The 19,276-nt window shown below is 45.0% G+C and carries 17 protein-coding genes; 11 read left to right on the top strand and 6 right to left on the bottom strand.

Annotated features, from left to right (window positions below; genetic code table 11):
• Positions 1–5: 5 nt before the first annotated feature.
• A complete protein-coding gene (locus DWW91_RS19840; protein WP_007657617.1) occupies positions 6–2,267 on the bottom strand; it encodes a cation:proton antiporter in 2,262 nt (753 codons plus the stop codon).
• Positions 2,268–2,337: 70 nt separating this feature from the next.
• Here DWW91_RS19840 and DWW91_RS19835 point away from each other — a divergent pair, with 70 nt between their 5' ends.
• A complete protein-coding gene (locus tag DWW91_RS19835; protein ID WP_010800180.1) occupies positions 2,338–2,994 on the top strand; it encodes a helix-turn-helix domain-containing protein in 657 nt (218 codons plus the stop codon).
• On the opposite strand, the gene DWW91_RS19830 is transcribed toward DWW91_RS19835, so the two are convergent.
• On the bottom strand, positions 2,989–4,374 hold the full coding sequence (locus DWW91_RS19830) for a nodulation protein NfeD (RefSeq protein ID WP_199722611.1): 1,386 nt from the start codon (positions 4,372–4,374) through the stop codon (positions 2,989–2,991). The genes DWW91_RS19835 and DWW91_RS19830 overlap by 6 nt on opposite strands.
• 263 nt (positions 4,375–4,637) lie before the next feature.
• Between DWW91_RS19830 and DWW91_RS19825 the strand changes: the two genes are divergently transcribed.
• From DWW91_RS19825 to DWW91_RS19800, 6 genes are all read left to right on the top strand, one after another.
• On the top strand, positions 4,638–5,147 hold the full coding sequence (locus DWW91_RS19825) for an RNA polymerase sigma factor (RefSeq protein ID WP_007657623.1): 510 nt from the start codon (positions 4,638–4,640) through the stop codon (positions 5,145–5,147).
• A gap of 137 nt (positions 5,148–5,284) precedes the next feature.
• On the top strand, positions 5,285–6,310 hold the full coding sequence (locus DWW91_RS19820; protein ID WP_007657625.1) for a low specificity L-threonine aldolase: 1,026 nt from the start codon (positions 5,285–5,287) through the stop codon (positions 6,308–6,310).
• 226 nt (positions 6,311–6,536) lie between these two features.
• Positions 6,537–8,366: an endonuclease/exonuclease/phosphatase family protein gene (locus DWW91_RS19815; protein WP_199722612.1), complete on the top strand. Its 1,830-nt coding sequence runs from the start codon at positions 6,537–6,539 to the stop codon at positions 8,364–8,366.
• 27 nt (positions 8,367–8,393) lie between these two features.
• Positions 8,394–9,773 (top strand): nucleobase:cation symporter-2 family protein, encoded by a 1,380-nt coding sequence (locus DWW91_RS19810; RefSeq protein ID WP_122328719.1) that lies wholly within the window; start codon positions 8,394–8,396, stop codon positions 9,771–9,773.
• Between the two features lie 5 nt (positions 9,774–9,778).
• On the top strand, positions 9,779–10,345 hold the full coding sequence (gene xpt / locus DWW91_RS19805; protein WP_007657631.1) for a xanthine phosphoribosyltransferase: 567 nt from the start codon (positions 9,779–9,781) through the stop codon (positions 10,343–10,345).
• A gap of 28 nt (positions 10,346–10,373) precedes the next feature.
• Positions 10,374–10,787: a PaaI family thioesterase gene (locus DWW91_RS19800; protein WP_007657632.1), complete on the top strand. Its 414-nt coding sequence runs from the start codon at positions 10,374–10,376 to the stop codon at positions 10,785–10,787.
• Between the two features lie 12 nt (positions 10,788–10,799).
• Here the strand turns inward: DWW91_RS19800 and DWW91_RS19795 are convergent, their stop codons facing one another.
• The 4 genes from DWW91_RS19795 to dnaG are packed head-to-tail and all read right to left on the bottom strand — an operon-like array spanning position 10,800 to position 15,735.
• The gene (locus DWW91_RS19795) at positions 10,800–11,324 is read right to left on the bottom strand and encodes a histidine phosphatase family protein (protein ID WP_122328718.1); all 525 of its coding nucleotides are present in this window, start codon (positions 11,322–11,324) and stop codon (positions 10,800–10,802) included.
• Between the two features lies 1 nt (position 11,325).
• Positions 11,326–12,636, bottom strand: coding sequence for an ABC transporter permease (locus DWW91_RS19790; RefSeq protein WP_122328717.1), 1,311 nt, complete (start codon positions 12,634–12,636; stop codon positions 11,326–11,328).
• Complete coding sequence (locus DWW91_RS19785) at positions 12,633–13,559, bottom strand: ABC transporter ATP-binding protein (RefSeq protein ID WP_007657637.1); 927 nt, start codon at positions 13,557–13,559, stop codon at positions 12,633–12,635. Before DWW91_RS19785 ends, DWW91_RS19790 begins: the two co-directional genes overlap by 4 nt.
• 13 nt (positions 13,560–13,572) lie before the next feature.
• Positions 13,573–15,735, bottom strand: coding sequence for a DNA primase (gene dnaG / locus DWW91_RS19780; RefSeq protein ID WP_122328716.1), 2,163 nt, complete (start codon positions 15,733–15,735; stop codon positions 13,573–13,575).
• A gap of 125 nt (positions 15,736–15,860) precedes the next feature.
• Between dnaG and DWW91_RS19775 the strand changes: the two genes are divergently transcribed.
• The 4 genes from DWW91_RS19775 (at position 15,861) to DWW91_RS19760 (ending at position 19,230) form a co-directional block, all read left to right on the top strand.
• A complete protein-coding gene (locus DWW91_RS19775; RefSeq protein WP_122328715.1) occupies positions 15,861–16,106 on the top strand; it encodes a hypothetical protein in 246 nt (81 codons plus the stop codon).
• Positions 16,094–16,408 carry a type II toxin-antitoxin system RelE/ParE family toxin gene (locus tag DWW91_RS19770; protein WP_224264592.1) on the top strand — a complete coding sequence of 105 codons (315 nt, stop codon included), beginning with the start codon at positions 16,094–16,096 and terminating at the stop codon, positions 16,406–16,408. Before DWW91_RS19775 ends, DWW91_RS19770 begins: the two co-directional genes overlap by 13 nt.
• A gap of 637 nt (positions 16,409–17,045) precedes the next feature.
• Positions 17,046–17,885: a DUF4469 domain-containing protein gene (locus DWW91_RS19765; protein WP_122328714.1), complete on the top strand. Its 840-nt coding sequence runs from the start codon at positions 17,046–17,048 to the stop codon at positions 17,883–17,885.
• 124 nt (positions 17,886–18,009) lie between these two features.
• On the top strand, positions 18,010–19,230 hold the full coding sequence (locus tag DWW91_RS19760; protein ID WP_010800173.1) for a fimbrial protein: 1,221 nt from the start codon (positions 18,010–18,012) through the stop codon (positions 19,228–19,230).
• Positions 19,231–19,276 lie beyond the last annotated feature (46 nt).

Here is a 19,276-nt window from a genome sequence, read left to right as displayed (position 1 = left end):
GTTAATTATTTTACTGTTTTACCTTCGCTGAGACGAAGCACTTTTTCATGTTCGCCGACGATCCATACAATATCTCCCTGCTCGAATACGGTTGTTGGAGGCGGGTTTTTGATTGAACGGGCATCTCGTTCGATGCCGATCACCAGGCAGCCGGAGTTATCGCGTATTCCGGATTCAAGGATGGTCCGGCCGATAAGTCCGGAGCCTTCACTGATAAAGAATTGTTCCATATTCACCTCCTTAGTCTCCTGGAGGTTATTCAGCGATTCTTTATAACGCTCCTCTATGTATTGACGGAAATGGGCCAGGTCGTCATCCGCACCGACTACGACCAGCTTATCAAACGGATAAAGCCGTTCGTTTCCTCCCGGTATGTTGATACGCTTGCTTCCCCGGATAATAGTAACGATGTTCACATTACATTTCTGCCTGAAATTAAGTTCTTTGAGTGTCTTGCCCATACTGGGGGAGTTTTGCTTCACTTCAAAATCAGCCAGGTGAAGGTCGCGTTCCAGCAGGTGGCTGGCGAACCGTTGGTTGATGGGAGCGTTCCGTTCGTTCTCCAGTTCACGTGCCGTCAGGTTTGTGAAGAAATGGCGTTCCATCAGGATCGACTGCTTCTTCAACCGCTTAGAGAAGATAACCAGGGCTATGACGGTGGCTGCGATGGCGAGCCCTATTCCGACAGCAGTGTTCAGCAGGCGTGCGATCGGCAGCATGACGAGCCCTATACATAATATAATACGGAGCACAATCAGGGAAACCAACGGACCACGGTTATATTTGCTGTCGTGCCACAATTGTTGGTATTCTACGGAATGGTTCTTTTTCATCATGATGGCACGCAGCATCGGTGAGATTAGGAGAAGGATCAGAACCAGGGAAATGATTTGTCCTTGCAGTCCCGGTAGCTGATTGATAATGAACGGAGCGACGAATTGCAACCAGATAAAGATCAGTACCAGCGTGACAGCTGTATAGGTGCCGACGATACGCACCAATGCTTTCAGCAGTTTGTCCCAGGCACTTTTCTGCCGGATCGTGTTGGAGCCAGAAGAATAACGTTCCAGAAAACTCATCCAGCTTGCCGGGATGACTCGTTCAGCTATTTTATAAGCCGGTTCGGCCATACGTATCATATAGGGCGTAAAAAAGGTCGTTATGACAGATACGGCCACAACGATCGGGTAAAGGAAATTATCCGTTACTTTGAGCGTCAGTCCCAAAGAGGCGATAATAAAAGCGAACTCACCGATTTGTGCCAGCGAGAAACCGGACTGGATGGCGACTTTGACAGTCTGTCCCGATAATAGTACGCCGAAGGTGGCAAAAAGTATCTGTCCGACCATGACGACAAGTGTCAGTATCAGGATCGGTATTTTGTATTCCCAAAGTAATACCGGGTCGATCAGCATGCCGACGGAAACGAAGAAAATGGCTCCGAACAAGTCTTTTACCGGTTTTACGATATGTTCTATATGTTCCGCATCGATTGTCTCAGCAAGGATAGACCCCATCACGAAAGCGCCAAGTGCAGAAGAAAATCCGGCTTTAGTCGCGATCATGACCATCCCCAGACATAAGCCGATACTGACGATCAGCAGGGTTTCGTCATTGAGGAAAGTCCGTGCTCTTTTCAGGAAAGAAGGAATAAGGTAAATGCCGACTACAAAACAGAAGAGCAGGAATACCCCCAGTTTGATCACGCTGTCGAGCAACTCCATCCCTTCGACATGTTTACTGACGGCAAGCGTGGAAAGCAAAACCATCAACAGGACGGCAAATAAGTCTTCCACCACCAATATCCCGAACACCACTCCGGCAAACCGTTGGTTGCGTAGTCCCATATCGTCGAAAGCCTTGAATATGATTGTCGTGGACGACATGGAAAGCATTCCGCCCAGGAAAAGACTGTTCATGTGCCCCCAGCCGAGCGACAATCCGGTGATATAGCCGAACGTCATCATCCCGATAACGACGGTGACCGCTCCGATAACGGCGGTGCCTCCGACTTTCATCAGTTTCTTAAAACTGAAATCCAGTCCCAGGGCAAACAACAGGAACACGACACCGATGTCGGCCCAGATACGGATACTTTCTACGTCTGTAACGGTAGGGATTTCTTTAATGGCTGGTCCTGCCAGAATTCCGGCAACAATATAGCCAAGTACGACCGGTTGCTTTAATTTCTTGAAAAGCAAAGTAACAAGCCCCGCAGAAATCAGTATTACTGCCAGGTCTGAAATTAATGAAGGGATCTGTGACATGCTTTCACTCTTTTTCGGTTGGCAAAGTTAGACATTTATTTTAATTTTGCAGGTCAAATAATGAGCCAAAATGAAGAAGAAACATCCGATAGAAGCATTGATTGAACAGGGCGAGCATCAACAACTCGATTTTAAGTTCGAAGTGAGCGACAGTAAGAAGATTGCCCGCACCTTGTCTGCTTTTGCCAATACCGATGGCGGTCGGTTGCTGATTGGGGTGAAAGACAACGGGAATATCTCCGGTGTCCACAGTGAGGAAGAGTATTATATGATTGAGGCTGCATCTAAAATGTACACTCAGCCGGAAGTCCCTTTCGAGGCTACCCGCTGGGAAATAAACGGGAAAACCGTTTTGGAAATCTATATAGCGCCCAGTGCGGACAAACCTCATCTGGCGCCTGATAAAGAGGATAAGTATAAAGCCTATATCCGTGTAGCCGACGAGAATATCCTGGCAAATGAGATTTTGGTTCTTTCGTGGGAGAAGAAGCGCCGGAAAGACGGGACACTGGTGAAGATCAGCAAGCCGGTAGAGCGGCTGTTCTCTTACCTGGAGCAATATCCTTATATCAATGCAGGTCAGCTTTGCCGTATTGGCCATGTAAATTATTACACGGCCAAAAATATTCTGAGCGATTTGCTGGCGATCGATGCCCTGCAATATGTGGTCGTTGATAAACGTATTTTTTATCAACGGGTGCCCGGCAACGATAAGCTGGCGTTATAGATCGGAGGTTTCCACATATACCTGTGCATTCTCAAAACGGACCACTTTCACTTTTGTCCCTTTTTCAATGAAGCCGGAATCCGATACACCATCGTAGAGTTCGTTGTCGATCATTACTTTACCCGAAGGACGGAGCACGGTGAAAGCTGTTCCTTCCTTCCCGATCAGCGGAGTCAATGAAGGGGAGGAGTGGGCGTCTTCAAGGTCTTTGTGGAGCGCTACTTTCCGGAACATACCTTTTGTCCCGATTTTGTTGGATAACCAGATCATCAGCACGAAGCCCAGCCCCAATCCGATCAGGACGGTCAATGCCGCTTCTCCGATTTCTTTGGAAGAAACTGCTTCGAAGTTGAAATCCGTATTATTCAGCAGGCTGAGTGTCAATCCGGCAACCAGAAAGATGATGCCGCTGATGCCCGCTATACCGAATCCCGGGATGATAAATATCTCCGCTGCAATTAACAGTAGTCCGATGATAAAGACCAGTATTTCCCAGTTCTGTGCCAGTCCGTCCATATATAAAGGAGCGAAATAAAGAATCGCGGCGACGATGGCGGCTGCCGACGGGAAGCCGAGTCCCGGCGTCTGCATTTCGAAATAGATACCCCCTATAATAATAATGATAAGAAGCGATTGCAACATCGGATTCATCAGGAAACCTTTCAGGTCGTCATACCAGGACGGTTCGTATGTCTTCAGTTCATAATTGTTGTATCCCAGATACTTTGTGATCACTTCACCGGGTGTTTCCGCAATGCCGTCGCAATAGCCCCATTCCAGTGCCTCGTCGGCAGTGAAGGTGAGCACTTTGCCCGAGTCGATCAGATTCGGAACAATGACACGTTCGTCCACCATGGCTTCGGCTATCAGCGGATTCCTTTTCCATCTGTATGTAGTATCCGTTCCCTGGATGATCGTATCTTTTCCGTGTGCTTCGGCTGTCGATCGAATCATCGAACGCATGTATGATTGATATTTATCAGGCAAAGCGGCTCCGGTTTGGTTAACGACAGTCGCGGCACCGATGTTGGCGCCTTTCCTCATAAAGATTTTTTTACACGCAATCGATATCAGCGCTCCGGCCGAAGCAGCATTATTATCGATAAAAACGTAGACGGGAACAGGGTTGTACAAGATTGCGGTACGCATTGAATCCGCTGCTTCGAGCAATCCTCCATAGGTGTTCATATGAAGAAGAACGGCATCGGCCCCCAATGATTTCGCTTCTTCCAATCCGTTACGAAGGTATAAGCGGGTAGTATTATCAATCTCTTTCTTTATGTCGATTTGATAGACTAGTTTTTGTTCTTTAGCTGTTGATTTAAAGGTTGTTATCGCTATAAATAACAGTAATAATAAGAATCCTGAATTTTTCATCATTTTATCTAATTAGCTATACTTTTTATACTTAATTGAAAATTGTAACATACAACTTGTGAATTTTGAAATTCTTCAAGTTGTAAACTTGTAAAAGCTGTTCATTTTCAGCTGAATTTGTTATAAATATATTAAGTTACGATTTTTAATATTAATATTCCTCAAAGCGTCATCCAGTATCAATAATATTTCCTACATTTGTATTGTCTCTCAATAGTGAGGGGCTATACTTAACCGGTATTAACCTTTTATAAATAGTAAGTAATATGAATGCGTTGCAATTTCAGAAAAAATTATTGAGCATGCAAGAAAACATGATGAATTTTGCATTGATGCTCACCGCAAATCGGGATGACGCCCAGGATTTGATGCAAGACACAACGCTGAAGGTTTTAGACAATCAGGAAAAGTTTGTTGACAATATTAATTTTAAAGGCTGGGTCTTGACCGTAATGCGTAATATCTTTATAAACAATTATCATAAGATTGTTCGTACGCAAACCGTTGTTGATCAGGGTGTTGATTTGTATAATTTGGACGTCGTGAATGATTCGGGATTTGATTCTCCGGACGGAGCTTATCAGATTCAGGAAATCACAAAAGCCATTAATGGATTGAATGATGAATTGAAAGTTCCTTTTTCCATGTTTTTAAGTGGCTATAAATATAATGAGATCGCTGACAAATTGAATGTACCACTGGGAACGGTAAAGAGCCGTATCTTCTTTGCCCGCCAGGAGTTGCAGAAAGTTTTGAAGGATTTTCGCCTGAGTTAGTGGTTAATATTCTAATAAACAAGTTAATAAAAAGAAGAGGCTTCCGGTTGGAGGCCTCTTCTTTTTTAATATATAGATGATAAAAATGACATATTAATGAATAAATCCGTACTTTTGCCGCAAAATACTAAAACACAATGAGAAGTTTTGCAAGCGATAACAATTCGGGCGTCCATCCATTCGTAATGGAGGCTGTGATAAAAGCAAATGAGGATCACGCAATCGGATATGGCGACGACCCCTGGACAAGTGCCGCAGTGGCAAAGATTAAAAGCATATTTGGTGAAGAAGCCTCTCCGTTCTTTGTTTTTAACGGTACCGGTGCTAATTCGGTGGCTTTACAGGCTGTGACGCGTCCTTTCAACAGTATTTTGTGTGCTGAGACGGCACATATTAATGTAGATGAATGCGGAGCTCCGGCCCGGATGACCGGCTGTGCGGTTGTTACTATTCCGACAACCGACGGCAAACTTACTCCCGAATTGATAAAACCGCGTTTGCATAACTTCGGCGTTTGCCATCATTCCCAGCCGAAAGCTGTTTATATCTCCCAGGTTTCTGAACTGGGAACGGTCTATACGGTAGAAGAAGTAAAAGCCATTGCCGATTTGCTGCATGCCCACAATATGTATCTGCACATGGACGGTGCCCGTCTGGCAAATGCCTGTGCATATCTGAATTGTTCCATGAAACAGGTAACGGTAGATGCCGGTGTGGATATCCTGAGTTTTGGGGGGACCAAAAACGGAATGATGATGGGGGAGGCTGTCGTTTCCTTCCGTCCTGAGATCACGGAGAATTTGCAGTATTACCGGAAACAATCGGCTCAGTTGGCCTCCAAGTTGCGTTATCTGTCTGCACAGTTTATTCCTTATCTTGAAAACAACCTTTGGCTTGAAAATGCGATGAAAGCCAATATCAGTGCAGCTAAACTGGCTGAGGCACTCAAACAATATCCCCAGATACAGTTTACCCAGAAGGTTGAAACCAATCAGATATTCTTCACCATCCCAGCAGAACCGCTGAAGAAATTGCAGGACCGTTATTTCTTCTATATGTGGAACGAAGAAAATAACGAGGCCCGCCTGGTTACTTCGTGGGATACGACCGGTGAAGATATTGCACAGTTCGAACAGGATTTGAAAGAAATAATGGGAGAATAATTTCGGGATATTTAGAACATTCTCGTTTTTTCTACCATCCCTTTTGAGAAAAGAGGTAGGTGTAAATGAATTTAGAGGTACGTCTAAATCGATTTACACCTACCTCTAAATGAAATTAGACCTACCTCTAAAGGGAAAATCATTCCTTTTTCTTACTTTTGTCCTCTGTTAATCACTAAATAATAAACAGATGAGACACGGGAGTAGGTTCATGGCGATACTTTTTATGTTATTGCCGTTATGTAATATTTATTCACAGGAGAAAGGGGCAAGGGAGGATAACTCCTTGCGTATCATGAGTTATAATATCCGTAACGGGAGAGGATTGGATAATGTCTCCAATATTCAACGTACGGCTGATGTAATCAATAAGGTGCGTCCGAATGTTGTCGCTGTTCAGGAAGTGGACAGTGTAACGGGCAGAAGCGGCCAGACCGACATCTTGCGTGTATTGGCTGATAAGACACTTATGTTTCCCGTTTATGCTCCCGCAATAAATTATGACGGCGGTAAATACGGCATTGGGATGCTGAGTAAAGAGAAACCGCTTAGTTACCGTTATCTGGCTCTTCCGGGAAGAGAGGAAGAACGTGCTTTGCTGATCGTTGAATTTGAGAAATATATTTATTGCTGCACCCACCTGTCGCTGACAGGGGAAGATCGTCTGGCCTCCTTGGATATCATCCGTAAGGAAGCGGCAAAAGCCAATAAGCCTTTATTCATAGCCGGCGATTTCAATGCCCATCCTGATTCGGAAGTCATACAGGAGGTTCAAAAGGATTTCGTTATCCTGACAAACACCAAGCAACCGACTTTCCCGGCCGACGAACCTACGGAAACAATCGATTATATCGCTGCTTATGCCAAGGACACAACGGCATTTACCCGCCTTTCTGCTTATGTCGTGAATGAGCCGGCTGCCTCCGATCATCGTCCGATTGTGGCGGAGATTGCTTTTATGCAGCCTGCCGCACAGATATTCCGTACGGAACCTTATTTGCAGAACCCGGTAGGAAACGGTATCACGGTTATGTGGCAGACAACGGTGCCTGCTTATAGCTGGGTGGAATACGGAACCGATAAGAACCAGTTGAAAAAAGCACGTACGATCGTGGATGGACAGGTTATTTGCAATGACTTGCAAAATAAAGTAAGACTGAACGATCTGGAACCGGGCAAGACGTATTATTATCGTGTTTGCTCACAGGAAATAATGCTTTATCAGGCCTATAAGAAAGTATTCGGCGAAACGGCTGTTTCCGATTTTCATTCATTCACCTTACCGGCTTCTTCCGATGCTGATTTTACAACTATTATCTTCAACGACCTGCACAAACATTCAGAGACATTACAAGCCCTATACAAACAAGTGAAGGATGTAGACTATGATTTCGTGATCTTTAATGGTGACTGCATCGATGACCCGAAAGATCATGACGAAGCGACTCATTTCCTTTCGGAACTGAACGAGACTGTCGGTGCTGCTGATGTTCCTGTTTTTTATCTGCGTGGCAACCATGAGATTAGAAATGCTTATTCAATCGGGCTGCGCAGTTTGTTCGATTATGTAGGTGATAAAACGTATGGAGCATTCAACTGGGGCGATACCCGTATCGTTATGCTCGACTGTGGCGAAGACAAACCGGATGACCACTGGGTATATTATGGCTTGAATGATTTTTCGGCTTTGCGCGAAGCACAGGTCGGTTTTCTGAAAGAAGAACTGGCCTCGAAACTATTCAAACAGGCTGCAAAACGTGTCTTAATCCATCATATACCTATTTATGGTAAGGAGGTGGATCGTTATAATCCGTGTTTGGAGTTATGGGGAGGTCTGCTGGCAAAAGCACCGTTTAATATTTGTATCAATGCACATACGCACCGCCATGCCTATTATCCGAAAGGTACTGCCAACGGTAACAACTTTCCTATTATGGTGGGAGGAGGATACCGGATGGACGGTGCCACAGTGATGGTTCTTCAGAAGAAAGGAAAGGAAATGACATTGCGTGTATTGAATGCCAAAGGCGAAACCTTGCAGGATTTGAAACTGTAATAGAATATATCAATATATAAAGTAAAGATGAAGATTAACACAGAGGAGTTAGAAGAGACTATTATCCCGGTAAAAGAAACAGATTTGATTTATGGCATCGATGACCGTCCGCCTTTAAAGGAGACGTTATTTGCCGCTTTGCAGCATTTATTAGCCATTTTTGTCGCAATCATTACTCCGCCTTTGATTATTGCGGGGGCATTGAAGCTGGATCTCGAAACAACCGGATTTTTGGTGTCGATGGCTCTTTTTGCTTCCGGTGTGTCGACCTTCATACAATGTAAGCGGATTGGTCCGGTAGGGGCAGGGTTGCTCTGTATACAGGGTACGAGTTTTTCTTTTATCGGACCGATCATCTCTGCCGGCCTGGCTGGCGGGTTGCCGCTTATCTTTGGTGTTTGTATGGCTGCCGCTCCGGTCGAGATGATTATCAGCCGTACATTTAAGTATATGCGTTCTATCATTACACCGTTGGTTTCCGGTATCGTTGTCTTGTTGATTGGTTTGAGCTTGATTAAAGTGGGGGTTGTTTCCTGCGGAGGTGGCTTTGCAGCGATGGATAACGGAACGTTCGGTAGTTTGGAGAATCTGGGAGTGGCGGCGACGGTGTTGTTGAGCGTCCTGTTCTTCAACCGTTGTAAGAATAAATACCTGCGGATGAGCTCGATTGTTCTTGGGCTGTGTATCGGTTACGGACTCTCCTTTGCTTTGGGCATGGTGGATATGAGCGCTGCCGCTTCACAAAATCTGAGCGGATTCAATATTCCGGTACCCTTTAAGTATGGGTTGGATTTTAATATATCTTCCTTTATTGCGATTGGGCTGGTCTACCTGATTACTGCGATCGAGGCGACCGGCGATGTTACTGCCAACTCCATGATTTCCGGTAAATCGATTGGAGGAGAGGGGTATCTGAAACGTGTATCCGGCGGTGTGTTGGCGGATGGCGTGAATTCTTTCGTCGCAGGTGTCTTTAATTCGTTTCCAAACTCTATCTTTGCACAAAATAACGGGATTATCCAGTTGACAGGTGTTGCCAGCCGATATGTCGGTTATTATATTGCCGGAATGTTGATCCTGTTGGGGTTATTTCCGGTTGTCGGGGTTATTTTCTCTTTGATGCCCGATCCGGTCCTTGGGGGAGCGACTTTATTGATGTTCGGTACGGTGGCAGCGGCCGGTATCCGTATTATTGCCGCACAGGAAATCAACCGGAAAGCTACGCTGGTGCTGGCAGTCAGTTTGTCGTTGGGACTCGGTGTCGAGTTGATGCCCGATATTCTGAAAACGGCTCCCGAAGCGATTAAAGGTATCTTTTCTTCAGGTATAACAACTGGCGGATTAACAGCTATCATAGCCAATGTTTTGATAAGAGTAAAGGAAGATCAAGTAGATAAAACAGAATAAAACACATGGAATTACTTAAACAGCGTATTCTGCAAGACGGCAGATGTTATCCGGGAGGTATCCTGAAAGTCGATAGTTTTATTAACCATCAGATGGACCCGATGCTTCTGTACAAGGTTGCCGAAGAGTTCATCAATCGTTTTAAAGGCGAACATATTAATAAGATTGTAACGATCGAAGCCAGCGGTATTGCTCCGGCTATTATGGTGGGATATATTTTGCAGTTGCCGGTCGTATTTGTAAAGAAGAAGCAACCGAAGACGATGGAGAACATGCTGAGTACGGTAGTCCATTCTTTTACGAAAGACCGTGATTATACGGTTTGTATCAGTAATAACTTCCTGACGGCAGACGATCATATTCTTTTTATAGACGATTTTCTGGCTTTCGGTAATGCTGCCCTGGGAATGATTGATCTGGCAGAGCAGGCGGGTGCAACCATTTCCGGTATGGGCTTTATTATAGAAAAAGCCTTTCAGGATGGAGGAAAAGCCTTGCGTGAGTCGGGTATCCATGTGGAAAGCCTGGCTATTATCGACAATCTGGATGATTGTAAGATTACTATCCGCTAGAAAGAAACCAACTAATTGAGTAAAAATAATGAATGCAGAAGTAAAAGAAAGATTACTCGACAGGGTGAAGACAAACCCTTATGTGAATCATTTGGGGGTACAGTTCACTACTGTTGAAGACGGGATCGTTGAGGCGCGTATGCCTTTGCATGATGAACAACGCCAATATAGCGGCGTTATTCATGGTGGTGTATTGGCGGCTTTGGCAGATACGATAGCCGGTTTTGCAGCCTATACGATGACGCCGCTCGATAAAGACGTATTGACAGCCGAATTGAAAGTATCCTTTTTAAGGGCTGCCTGGGGAAAGGAACTGATCGCTAGAGGAACGGTTATCAAACCGGGACGGCACGTCCATTTCAGTGAATGTGAGATTTATTGCGACGATAAACTGGTCAGCAAAGCATCCGGTACATTCAGTGTCGTGCAGCCCCAGGTGTAAAGTAAATATCATTTAGAGCGAAAAACGCAGGCAAGCTGTGTTTTTCATGATTGGCAGCTTCAGGATTTCCTCTTGCTGCCTTTTTTCTATACGGACGATAATGGCACGGTTGAAACCTCCGTGCCCGATAGCCAGGATACGTTTTCCCGGAAAGTTCGTTTGCAGGAATTGCAGGAACTCTCCGGCTCTTTTATATAAAGCCTCCACGCTTTCCACGCTTTCCGGCAGATTCTTGAAATCCATTTCATTGGCCACTTTTCCGGTATAGATACCCCAATCCATTTCTCTGAGCAGCGGTGTCCGGACAGGCTCCAATCCTTTGCGGCGGGCAACAGCCATAGCGGTGTCGTAACTCCGGGCCAGGTCGCTGCTGACAATAACGTCGATTTCTTCCTCTTCCAGCAGGTCGGCCAACTGTTCCGCCTGCTGTTTGCCCAACTCAGACAGATGCCCGGGCATCTGTCCCTGCATAATACGCAATTTATTCTCTTCCGTCTCTCCATGACGGCTTAATATAAGTGAGATTGTTGAGTCCATCTTATTTATATTTAATCCATTTCACCATTTCCTTGATACTCGGTTTCTTACCGTACATCAGGATACCTACCCGGTATATTTTGGCGGATAGCCAGACTATGCCGATGGCAGAGGCATATAATAAAGAGACTGATAGTAATTTTTCCCATAAAGGAATTTCAAAAGGAATACGTACCATCATGACGATCGGTGAAGTGAACGGAATCATCGAACACCAGAATGCCAGTGGTCCGTCCGGATTCTCCATGCTGTAAATTCCGGCATATAATGCAAAGATCATAAAGATCGTGACCGGAGCCATAAACTGCTGGGTATCTTCCTGGCTGTCTACCGCCGAGCCGATAGCCGCAAATATGGATGCATACAACATATAACCTCCAATGAAATAGATAATAAAAGAGATACCGATTTCTGCAATATTGATTGAATTGATGATTCCCATGATTTCATTCCCGGAAGAAGAGGCTAAAACATTTGCATCCATCATCCCCATTTGAGGCCCAGCTTGCAGGGATGCCACATCGACTCCACCGGAGAACATAAAACCTCCTACACTGACCAGTATGGTCGTGATAATACCCCATAGGAATACTTGTGTAAGACCAACAAAACCGATACCGATAATTTTCCCCATCATCAGGTCGAACGGACGAACGGACGAGATCATCACCTCAATGATACGGTTGGTCTTTTCTTCCATAACCCCCTGCATCACCATTGCACCATACATCATAATAAACATATAGATAATGAACGTGAACACCATCCCGATGATCGAAGCGACGGTTGCCGATGAAGCACTTTCTTTTCCGTCTTCACTCCATTTTATGGTCTGTACGTTGAAATTGATTTTGCTTTCCCGGATGATCTCTTTCAGGTTAGGGATATTGAAAGAGGCGAGTTTTTCGCTTTCCAACTGCTTGCTGAGTGTCTGGTTGACCAAACGGCTCAGTTCGGCCGGAACCTGTTTTTCTGAGTAAAGGGTTGCTGCTTTAGGATTGTTCAGCAAATCGTCTGTGATACTCAGGAAGGCGAATACTTCCTTATCTTCACCCTGGCGATATTCGTCTAACGTTTTATCGCTGTGGATGAAATGAAAACTCTCGTTATTCTCGAACAGCGAGGCATATTTCCCGGTCGTATCGATGATGGCAACGTTACGTACTTCATCCCCTTTGATTGTCGATAGCCATAACGGTACGAATACCAGTGCGGCAAACAAAAACGGAGTCAGAAGTGTAAGCAGGATAAACGACTTTTTGCTTACCCGGCGCAGATATTCTCTTTTGATAATAAGTCCTATTTTATTCATGCCTGTGTGGTGTTTGTGCCCGATACGGTGTTAATAAATATATCATTCATGGAGGGAAGTTCCTCTGCAAACGACAGGATTTCGACCTGTTCGGACAGAGTAGACAGTAAAGTGGAATTACTGATCCCGTCGGCTTTATGGATTTGCAGTTCGCGTATTCCGCTTTGTTCTTTTTCGCAAAGCAGCGTGAAGGTATCCGACGGAACGTTTGAAAGGACACTATCGGATGAGATACGTAATGTAAATGTATTGTTCCGGAAACGGTTTCTGACTTCTGCCACATTTCCTGATAATACCACTTGCGATTTGTTGATCAGAGCTATGTTATCGCATATCTCTTCCACCGAAGCCATATTGTGGGTAGAGAAAATAATCGTATGTCCTTTCTCTTTCAGTTCCAGGATTTCCTGTTTCAACCTTTCCGCATTCACCGGATCGAAACCGCTGAACGGTTCGTCGAAGATAAGCAGTGACGGTTCGTGGATAACGGTAATGATAAACTGCACTTTCTGTTGCATCCCTTTCGATAACTCTTCCAGCTTTTTATTCCACCAGGGCATGATGTCGAACTTTTCAAACCAACGGGTCAGACGGGTCCGGGCTTCGGAATAAGACAGTCCTTTAAGTTGGGCGAGATAGATGGCCTGTTCGCCTACTTTCATCTTTTTATACAATCCCCGTTCTTCCGGGAGGTAACCGATCTGGTAAATATCCTCCGGTCTCGATTCGCGTCCGTTGAAACGGACGGTGCCGCTGTCGGGGGCGGTGATGCGGTTGATGATACGAATCAGCGTGGTTTTTCCGGCACCGTTCGGTCCGAGTAACCCGAATATTTTCCCTTCGGGCACCTGTATGCTGACTTTGTTCAGGGCTAGATGATTGGCATATTGTTTAACCACATCTTCCGTTTCCAAAAAGTTCATAGGCTATAAGTTGTTACATTTTTAATACGATACGTTCTCCCAATTCCTTACTCAATACGTTTTTTATTTCATTCAGGCGTGTGAGTTGTTTCATCAGCTCGAACACCTTATCTTCATTTCCTTGTGCGTGCGCCTCTTTGATGCCCAGTTGTGTCTCCTTTATCTGCCGGAGGATATAGGCATCTTTCATCGCATATATTTCGCGGGTGACTAACTGGTCCAGTTTATCCTGTTCCTGTTCCAACTCGCGGTATTTGCTGTGATACTTGCTCAGTTGATACTTTTCGCTGATCAGGTTGGCGGCCAGTCGGCTTACGTTCGGGTCCGGATGGGCCAGGAAATAACGGCTGGCAATAAATCCCTCGGTCTTGCATTTGTCTGCGGCTTCGTCGAGCATGCTTTTAATGATCGGGGTATAGAAAGTCAGGTCGTCACGCTCCAGGTCGTAACGGATATATTCGGCCACACGCATCACGATATGTTCGTTTGTCTCCTCATCCACATAATCGAAAAGGATTTGTTCGCCATACCGCACGATATATTTCAGCAACGTCAGTTCGTACACCTCGTAAGGCGAACGTTTCGGCTGGCCTGTTTGTACCGGTTGTACTGGTTGAACCGTCTGTGGCGGTTGTGCCGGCGGATAATCGGGAGGCGGAACATCCATAGGCCCGGTTTCTTCCATCGGATATTCTTCCGGTGGGGGTGGTGGAGGCATATAATCGTCCGGCAATGGCACGGTATCATCCGGTGGCAGAAAACTGTCCCCGGCAACCGGCTGGTAACCGGACAGGTCCGGATATTCCGGTATCATACTCATCGTATTGGATACCGGGGGAGTTGCCTGTCCCTGCATGTTCTGCCTTTCTTCCTTGCTTAACCGGATCTTATTGACTTCGTTCAGCAAGACCTGTTCGTCTATCTCCATCATGGCGCTGCATTCGCGGATATAGATGGAACGGGCAATATTATCGGGGATGATGGCAACCGTACGGATAATATCCGTAATCAGCGCCGAGCGCTTGATCGGGTCGGTTCCCGCATCATCCAGTAATAAACGGGTTTTGAAACGGATAAAGTCCGTTTCGCTTTGTTTGATAAATTCGGAAAACTGGCTGGCATTATGTTTGCGGGCAAACGAGTCGGGGTCTTCACCGTCCGGCAAGAGAACCACTTTCACATTCATCCCGTCTTCCAGCAGCAGGTCGATACCGCGCAGGGCGGCTTTGATACCGGCGGCATCACCGTCATATAATACGGTTATATTACTGGTGAAACGATGTATAAGCCGTATCTGTCCCTGTGTAAGAGCCGTACCGGAGGAGGCAACCACGTTCTCTATTCCTGCCTGATGCATGGAGATTACATCGGTATAACCTTCCACCAGGAAACAACGGTCTTCCTTGACAATCGCCTGTTTGGCGAAATAGATACCGTAAAGCTCATTACTCTTATGGTAAATCTCACTTTCCGGAGAGTTGACATATTTGGCTGTTTTCTCGTCTTTCTTGAGCACACGGCCGCCAAAGGCTACGACTTTTCCGCTTAACGTATGTACCGGAAATATCACACGGCCGCGAAAACGGTCATTGACTCCTCCATTGTCGTAGGCAATAACCAAACCGGTCTTTTCCAGAAACTCTTTCTTATAACCGTTTTTGGTTGCTTCCTTGTATAATGCATCGCGCTTGTCGAGACTGTAACCCAACTGGAATTTGCGGATGGTGTCTTCACGGAACCCACGTTCGGCAAAGTAACGGAGTCCGACCGTTTTCCCTTCTACATGTTCGTATAGTTGGGTGGTAAAGTATTGCTGTGCCCAGCTATTGACGATCAGCATACTTTCGCGGTCGCTTTTCCTTTGCTTCTCCTTGTCGGTCAGTTCCCGTTCCTGTATCTCGATGTTATATTTCTTGGCCAGATAACGCAAGGCATCGAAATAGTTCAGCTGTTCATGCTTCATAATGAAGTGAACGGCCGTACCACCTTCGCCACAGGCAAAGCACTTACATATATTTTTAGCCGGAGAGACGTAGAACGAGGGCGTTTTATCAGTATGAAAAGGACATAATCCTACATAGTTTATCCCTCGTTTGCGCAGGGTAACGAATTCCGAAACAACATCCACAATGTTTGCAGCGTCAAGTATCCGGTCTATGGTAGGTTGATCGATCATTTATTTCCTTCCTTAATATAATGGGTGACAAATGTAGTGATATTTTGTCTCCAAAACAAGACTCTTTGACATGCAGGGAACGGAAATAATAATTATCTTTGTGATTGACAAAAATAATTACCATTATGACAAGTATCGAGTTAAGAACATCCATATTGACAGAAATAGCCTCTATCATGGATAACGAAGAGTTGATGAGGAAAACACTTGCTTATTTGCGTAAAATAAGGCAGAGGAATATAGATACACCTTGTCGCTTTACAGTGGAAGAGCTGAAAGAAGAGATCGAATTATCGGAAGACGATGATCGTCACAGTCGGTATTACACAACTGAACAGTTGCGCAAAAAGCATCCGTTATGCAACAAATGAAACTAAGATGGATGAAACGTGCCGTCAAGCATCTTGATACAATCTATGATTTCTTGGCTAAGAAAAATGAACAGGCTGCAATAAAAGTATATAATGAATTTCTTGATACGGCAGATACTTTATTAACTTTCCCATTAGCAGGAAAAGAAGAAGATGTATTAAAAGAAAATCCGAAGAATTATCGTTCTTTAGTTGCCTGTAAGCATTATAAATTAATATATCGTATAGAAAAGAATATTATAAAGATCGTTGCTGTCTGGGATTGCCGACAAAATCCAAAGAAACTAAAAAGAATTATTTAAAGACTCTTATCTACAATTTTTTCCGTCCCGTCCGTCTTGTTCAAAGGTGTTGATGGAACGAAAACTTCCTTGCTACCATACTCTTGGGCAGCAATAACATTACAAATTAGAAACGCTTTGATTTTCTTTTTTTATGGAGAAAAAATGACGTAGTACATTAGAAACTGTGTCAAGATTGCGCAAAGATATATAAATTATCTGATTATCATAATAAACTGCGATTAAAATTCATCGTGTGAGAGAAAAAATGAACAAATATGACTTTATTCGTTCATTTTTTTCATACTAACCGGGTACCAAAAGAGAATACTTTTAGTTATAGCCTACCTTCCCATTTTCTATCTAACTTATCACTGGCTAATAATATAAGATTATTTATAAGCCTTGATTTTTAGTCTTTATATCATAGTTTCTAATGAACTAGGTCATTTTATCATACGAATTGCAAGCACTAGGGCACACGTGGTTACGTTTTACGTCAGACCATCCTGAAAGCAAAAAGGGGAAAGAATACGGCTGTTTTATCCCTGTTTTTCTACTAGGGAGCTACTGATATAAATTTAGTATCCTTTGGGTCCCGGCTAATTGGTAAACTAAAAATATGTACAATATATCAGTAACTAAAAAACAGACAATTATGGCAAAAGACCCGACTCAGAAGACGAAGCTCACGCTCAAAGCTCTTGACTTGGCACTTACTCAGGATATTACGAACGATTGTTACCTGCAACCCAAGTTGCAGAAATGCCTGAATATGCACGATCTTGCCAGCGAAGTAGCTGCCCTCAGCACCCGCCAGGAAGATGTGGAAGAGATAGCCCGTACGGGTGATCAGATCCTGCGCCGTATGATCTGGTTTCTCTCTTCCGGATATAGCATCACGACTCTGCTGGGCTATTTCCGCCCCACCTCCCAGGGTGTTTTCCTCGAAAGCGAACTCATGTCGGCCCCAGACCGCAAACGCCTGAAACTAGGCATCGCTTACTCCATGAGTCAGGAAATGCGCCAGGCACTTGCCGATGCCGAAATCGACGTCGAAATACAGAAATCGGTCAGTGGTCCGCAGCTATTTACCGTGGTGAGTGCGCAAGATGTACAAAATCCCGAAGCCGCAGCCCGTGGCGAAGGCGTACCGATTAGTGCAGGACAAACTTGTATCATTAAAGGTAAACATATCAAAGTGGGCGGCGAAGGCGAACAAATCGGTGTCACTATCCGTCGTACCGACGGCGATTCCGGCGAAACATTCTTCTTCCCCGCATCGAAGCTCTACCCCAATACCCCTACGCAGGTAGGCTTTGTGTTGCCTGCTACGGCTGCCGACGGCTCTGTTTGGGGCGTTACACTCTGCACGCAGCTTACCAGCAACGGTTCTACTTTGCTGAAAGAGCCCCGCACGGCAACGATGCCGGACAACTTTGTCGTAGGCGAGGTGCCCGATACCCCCGGTGGTGGCGACAGGCCGGAGATCGAATGAATTGAGCAGCCTGCTCAAAGGAAAGAGAGCGACCCGTTCAATAGGAAGTGAGCGAGTCACTCAAAAGTAATCGAGTATTTTTTAAGTTACACTATTATTAATATCAAGCAAAGTAAAAATGAAAATGAAAACAGTTTTTCTGTCGATGCTGGCGATAGCGGCATTAGCGAGTTGTTCAAGACAAGAATTTATTGACCCCCATGGCGGCCCACAGGAAGGGGATAAGATGCTGGTAGACATCACCCTTGGAAACGGTGAAATGACAAAGGCGACAGGCGTTCCGGAAGCGGATGGTACGGAAGAGAAGACGATCACCGATATCACCGTATTCTTCCTGAATGGTGCGGACCAGATCGTTTCCAGAACATTTGTTACAGGACCTGATTTAACAGATGATGGTCAGAATCCGGGACATAAAAAGGCAACCGTGGAAACAAGAACTACGGCCTCTCAGGTAATGGTGATTGCAAATATCGGAGAAGATCGTACCGGAACAGGAAAAGCTCTCAACGTCAGTACCAGAGCTCAACTTGAAGCTGTACTGCAAGACCTGGTAGTCGAGGACGGAACGCCGCCAGCTTTGGTTCCTTTTCAGGAAAAAACCAACCTTCTTATGTCAGGCATAGGAGATGTTTCACAGATGAATCCCGGTGGAATACCTACAGATCCTTTCACTGCAGAAGCATCTGTTGAATTGAAGTACATTGCTGCTAAAATCACGTTAAGAAGTATCACTGTAACAGATCAGGCACAGGGTGAATATGGTGATGGTAAGGATTTTGTATTCACAAAAGCCTATTTGTTGAATGTACAGACGAAATCTCACTATTTCCCAACTTATTTACCTGCTACTGCTGATCTGGCGTTTGCAAACGGAACATGGGAGGAGGCTTGGGGAACAAGTAATCTTCCTATTGTTAAAGATTTCGAGGAGAAACTTGCTATTACATCTATAGTTGATAATACACCAGTGGAAAACCTGGCCCACTGGTATGTTTTCGAGAATAAACCGACTTCTACTACCAAGGATGATAATCCGACAATCCTTGCGGTACAGATTAAATGGAAAGAAAAAGAGGCTAATGGAGATGATATACCTGAAGATGTATATGCATTAAAAAATTTCAACGTAATCTTCGCACCCGGTGATAAGGGTATCATCGAAGCAGGAAAAGCCTACGATGTAGCTTTGTCATTCAGCGGTGACTTCCGTCCGGGAACTTCCGGTGGTAACGCCGGTGGTGGTGAAGATAAACCGGATGAGCCGAATATCAAAGCGAATGTAACTGTTACGGTGACTCCGGCGGAGTGGGATCCGGCACCTACAGAAAAACCGTTTGAATAATATCCTCTGAAAAAAGATCTGTCGAAAGCACATACTGTCATGGCGC

The sequence above is a fragment of the Parabacteroides sp. AF17-3 genome (assembly GCF_003635445.1).
GTDB lineage: Bacteria > Bacteroidota > Bacteroidia > Bacteroidales > Tannerellaceae > Parabacteroides > Parabacteroides goldsteinii.
The sequence above is the reverse complement of the archived record's forward strand: the minus strand, read 5'-3'. Positions and strand labels throughout refer to the sequence as shown.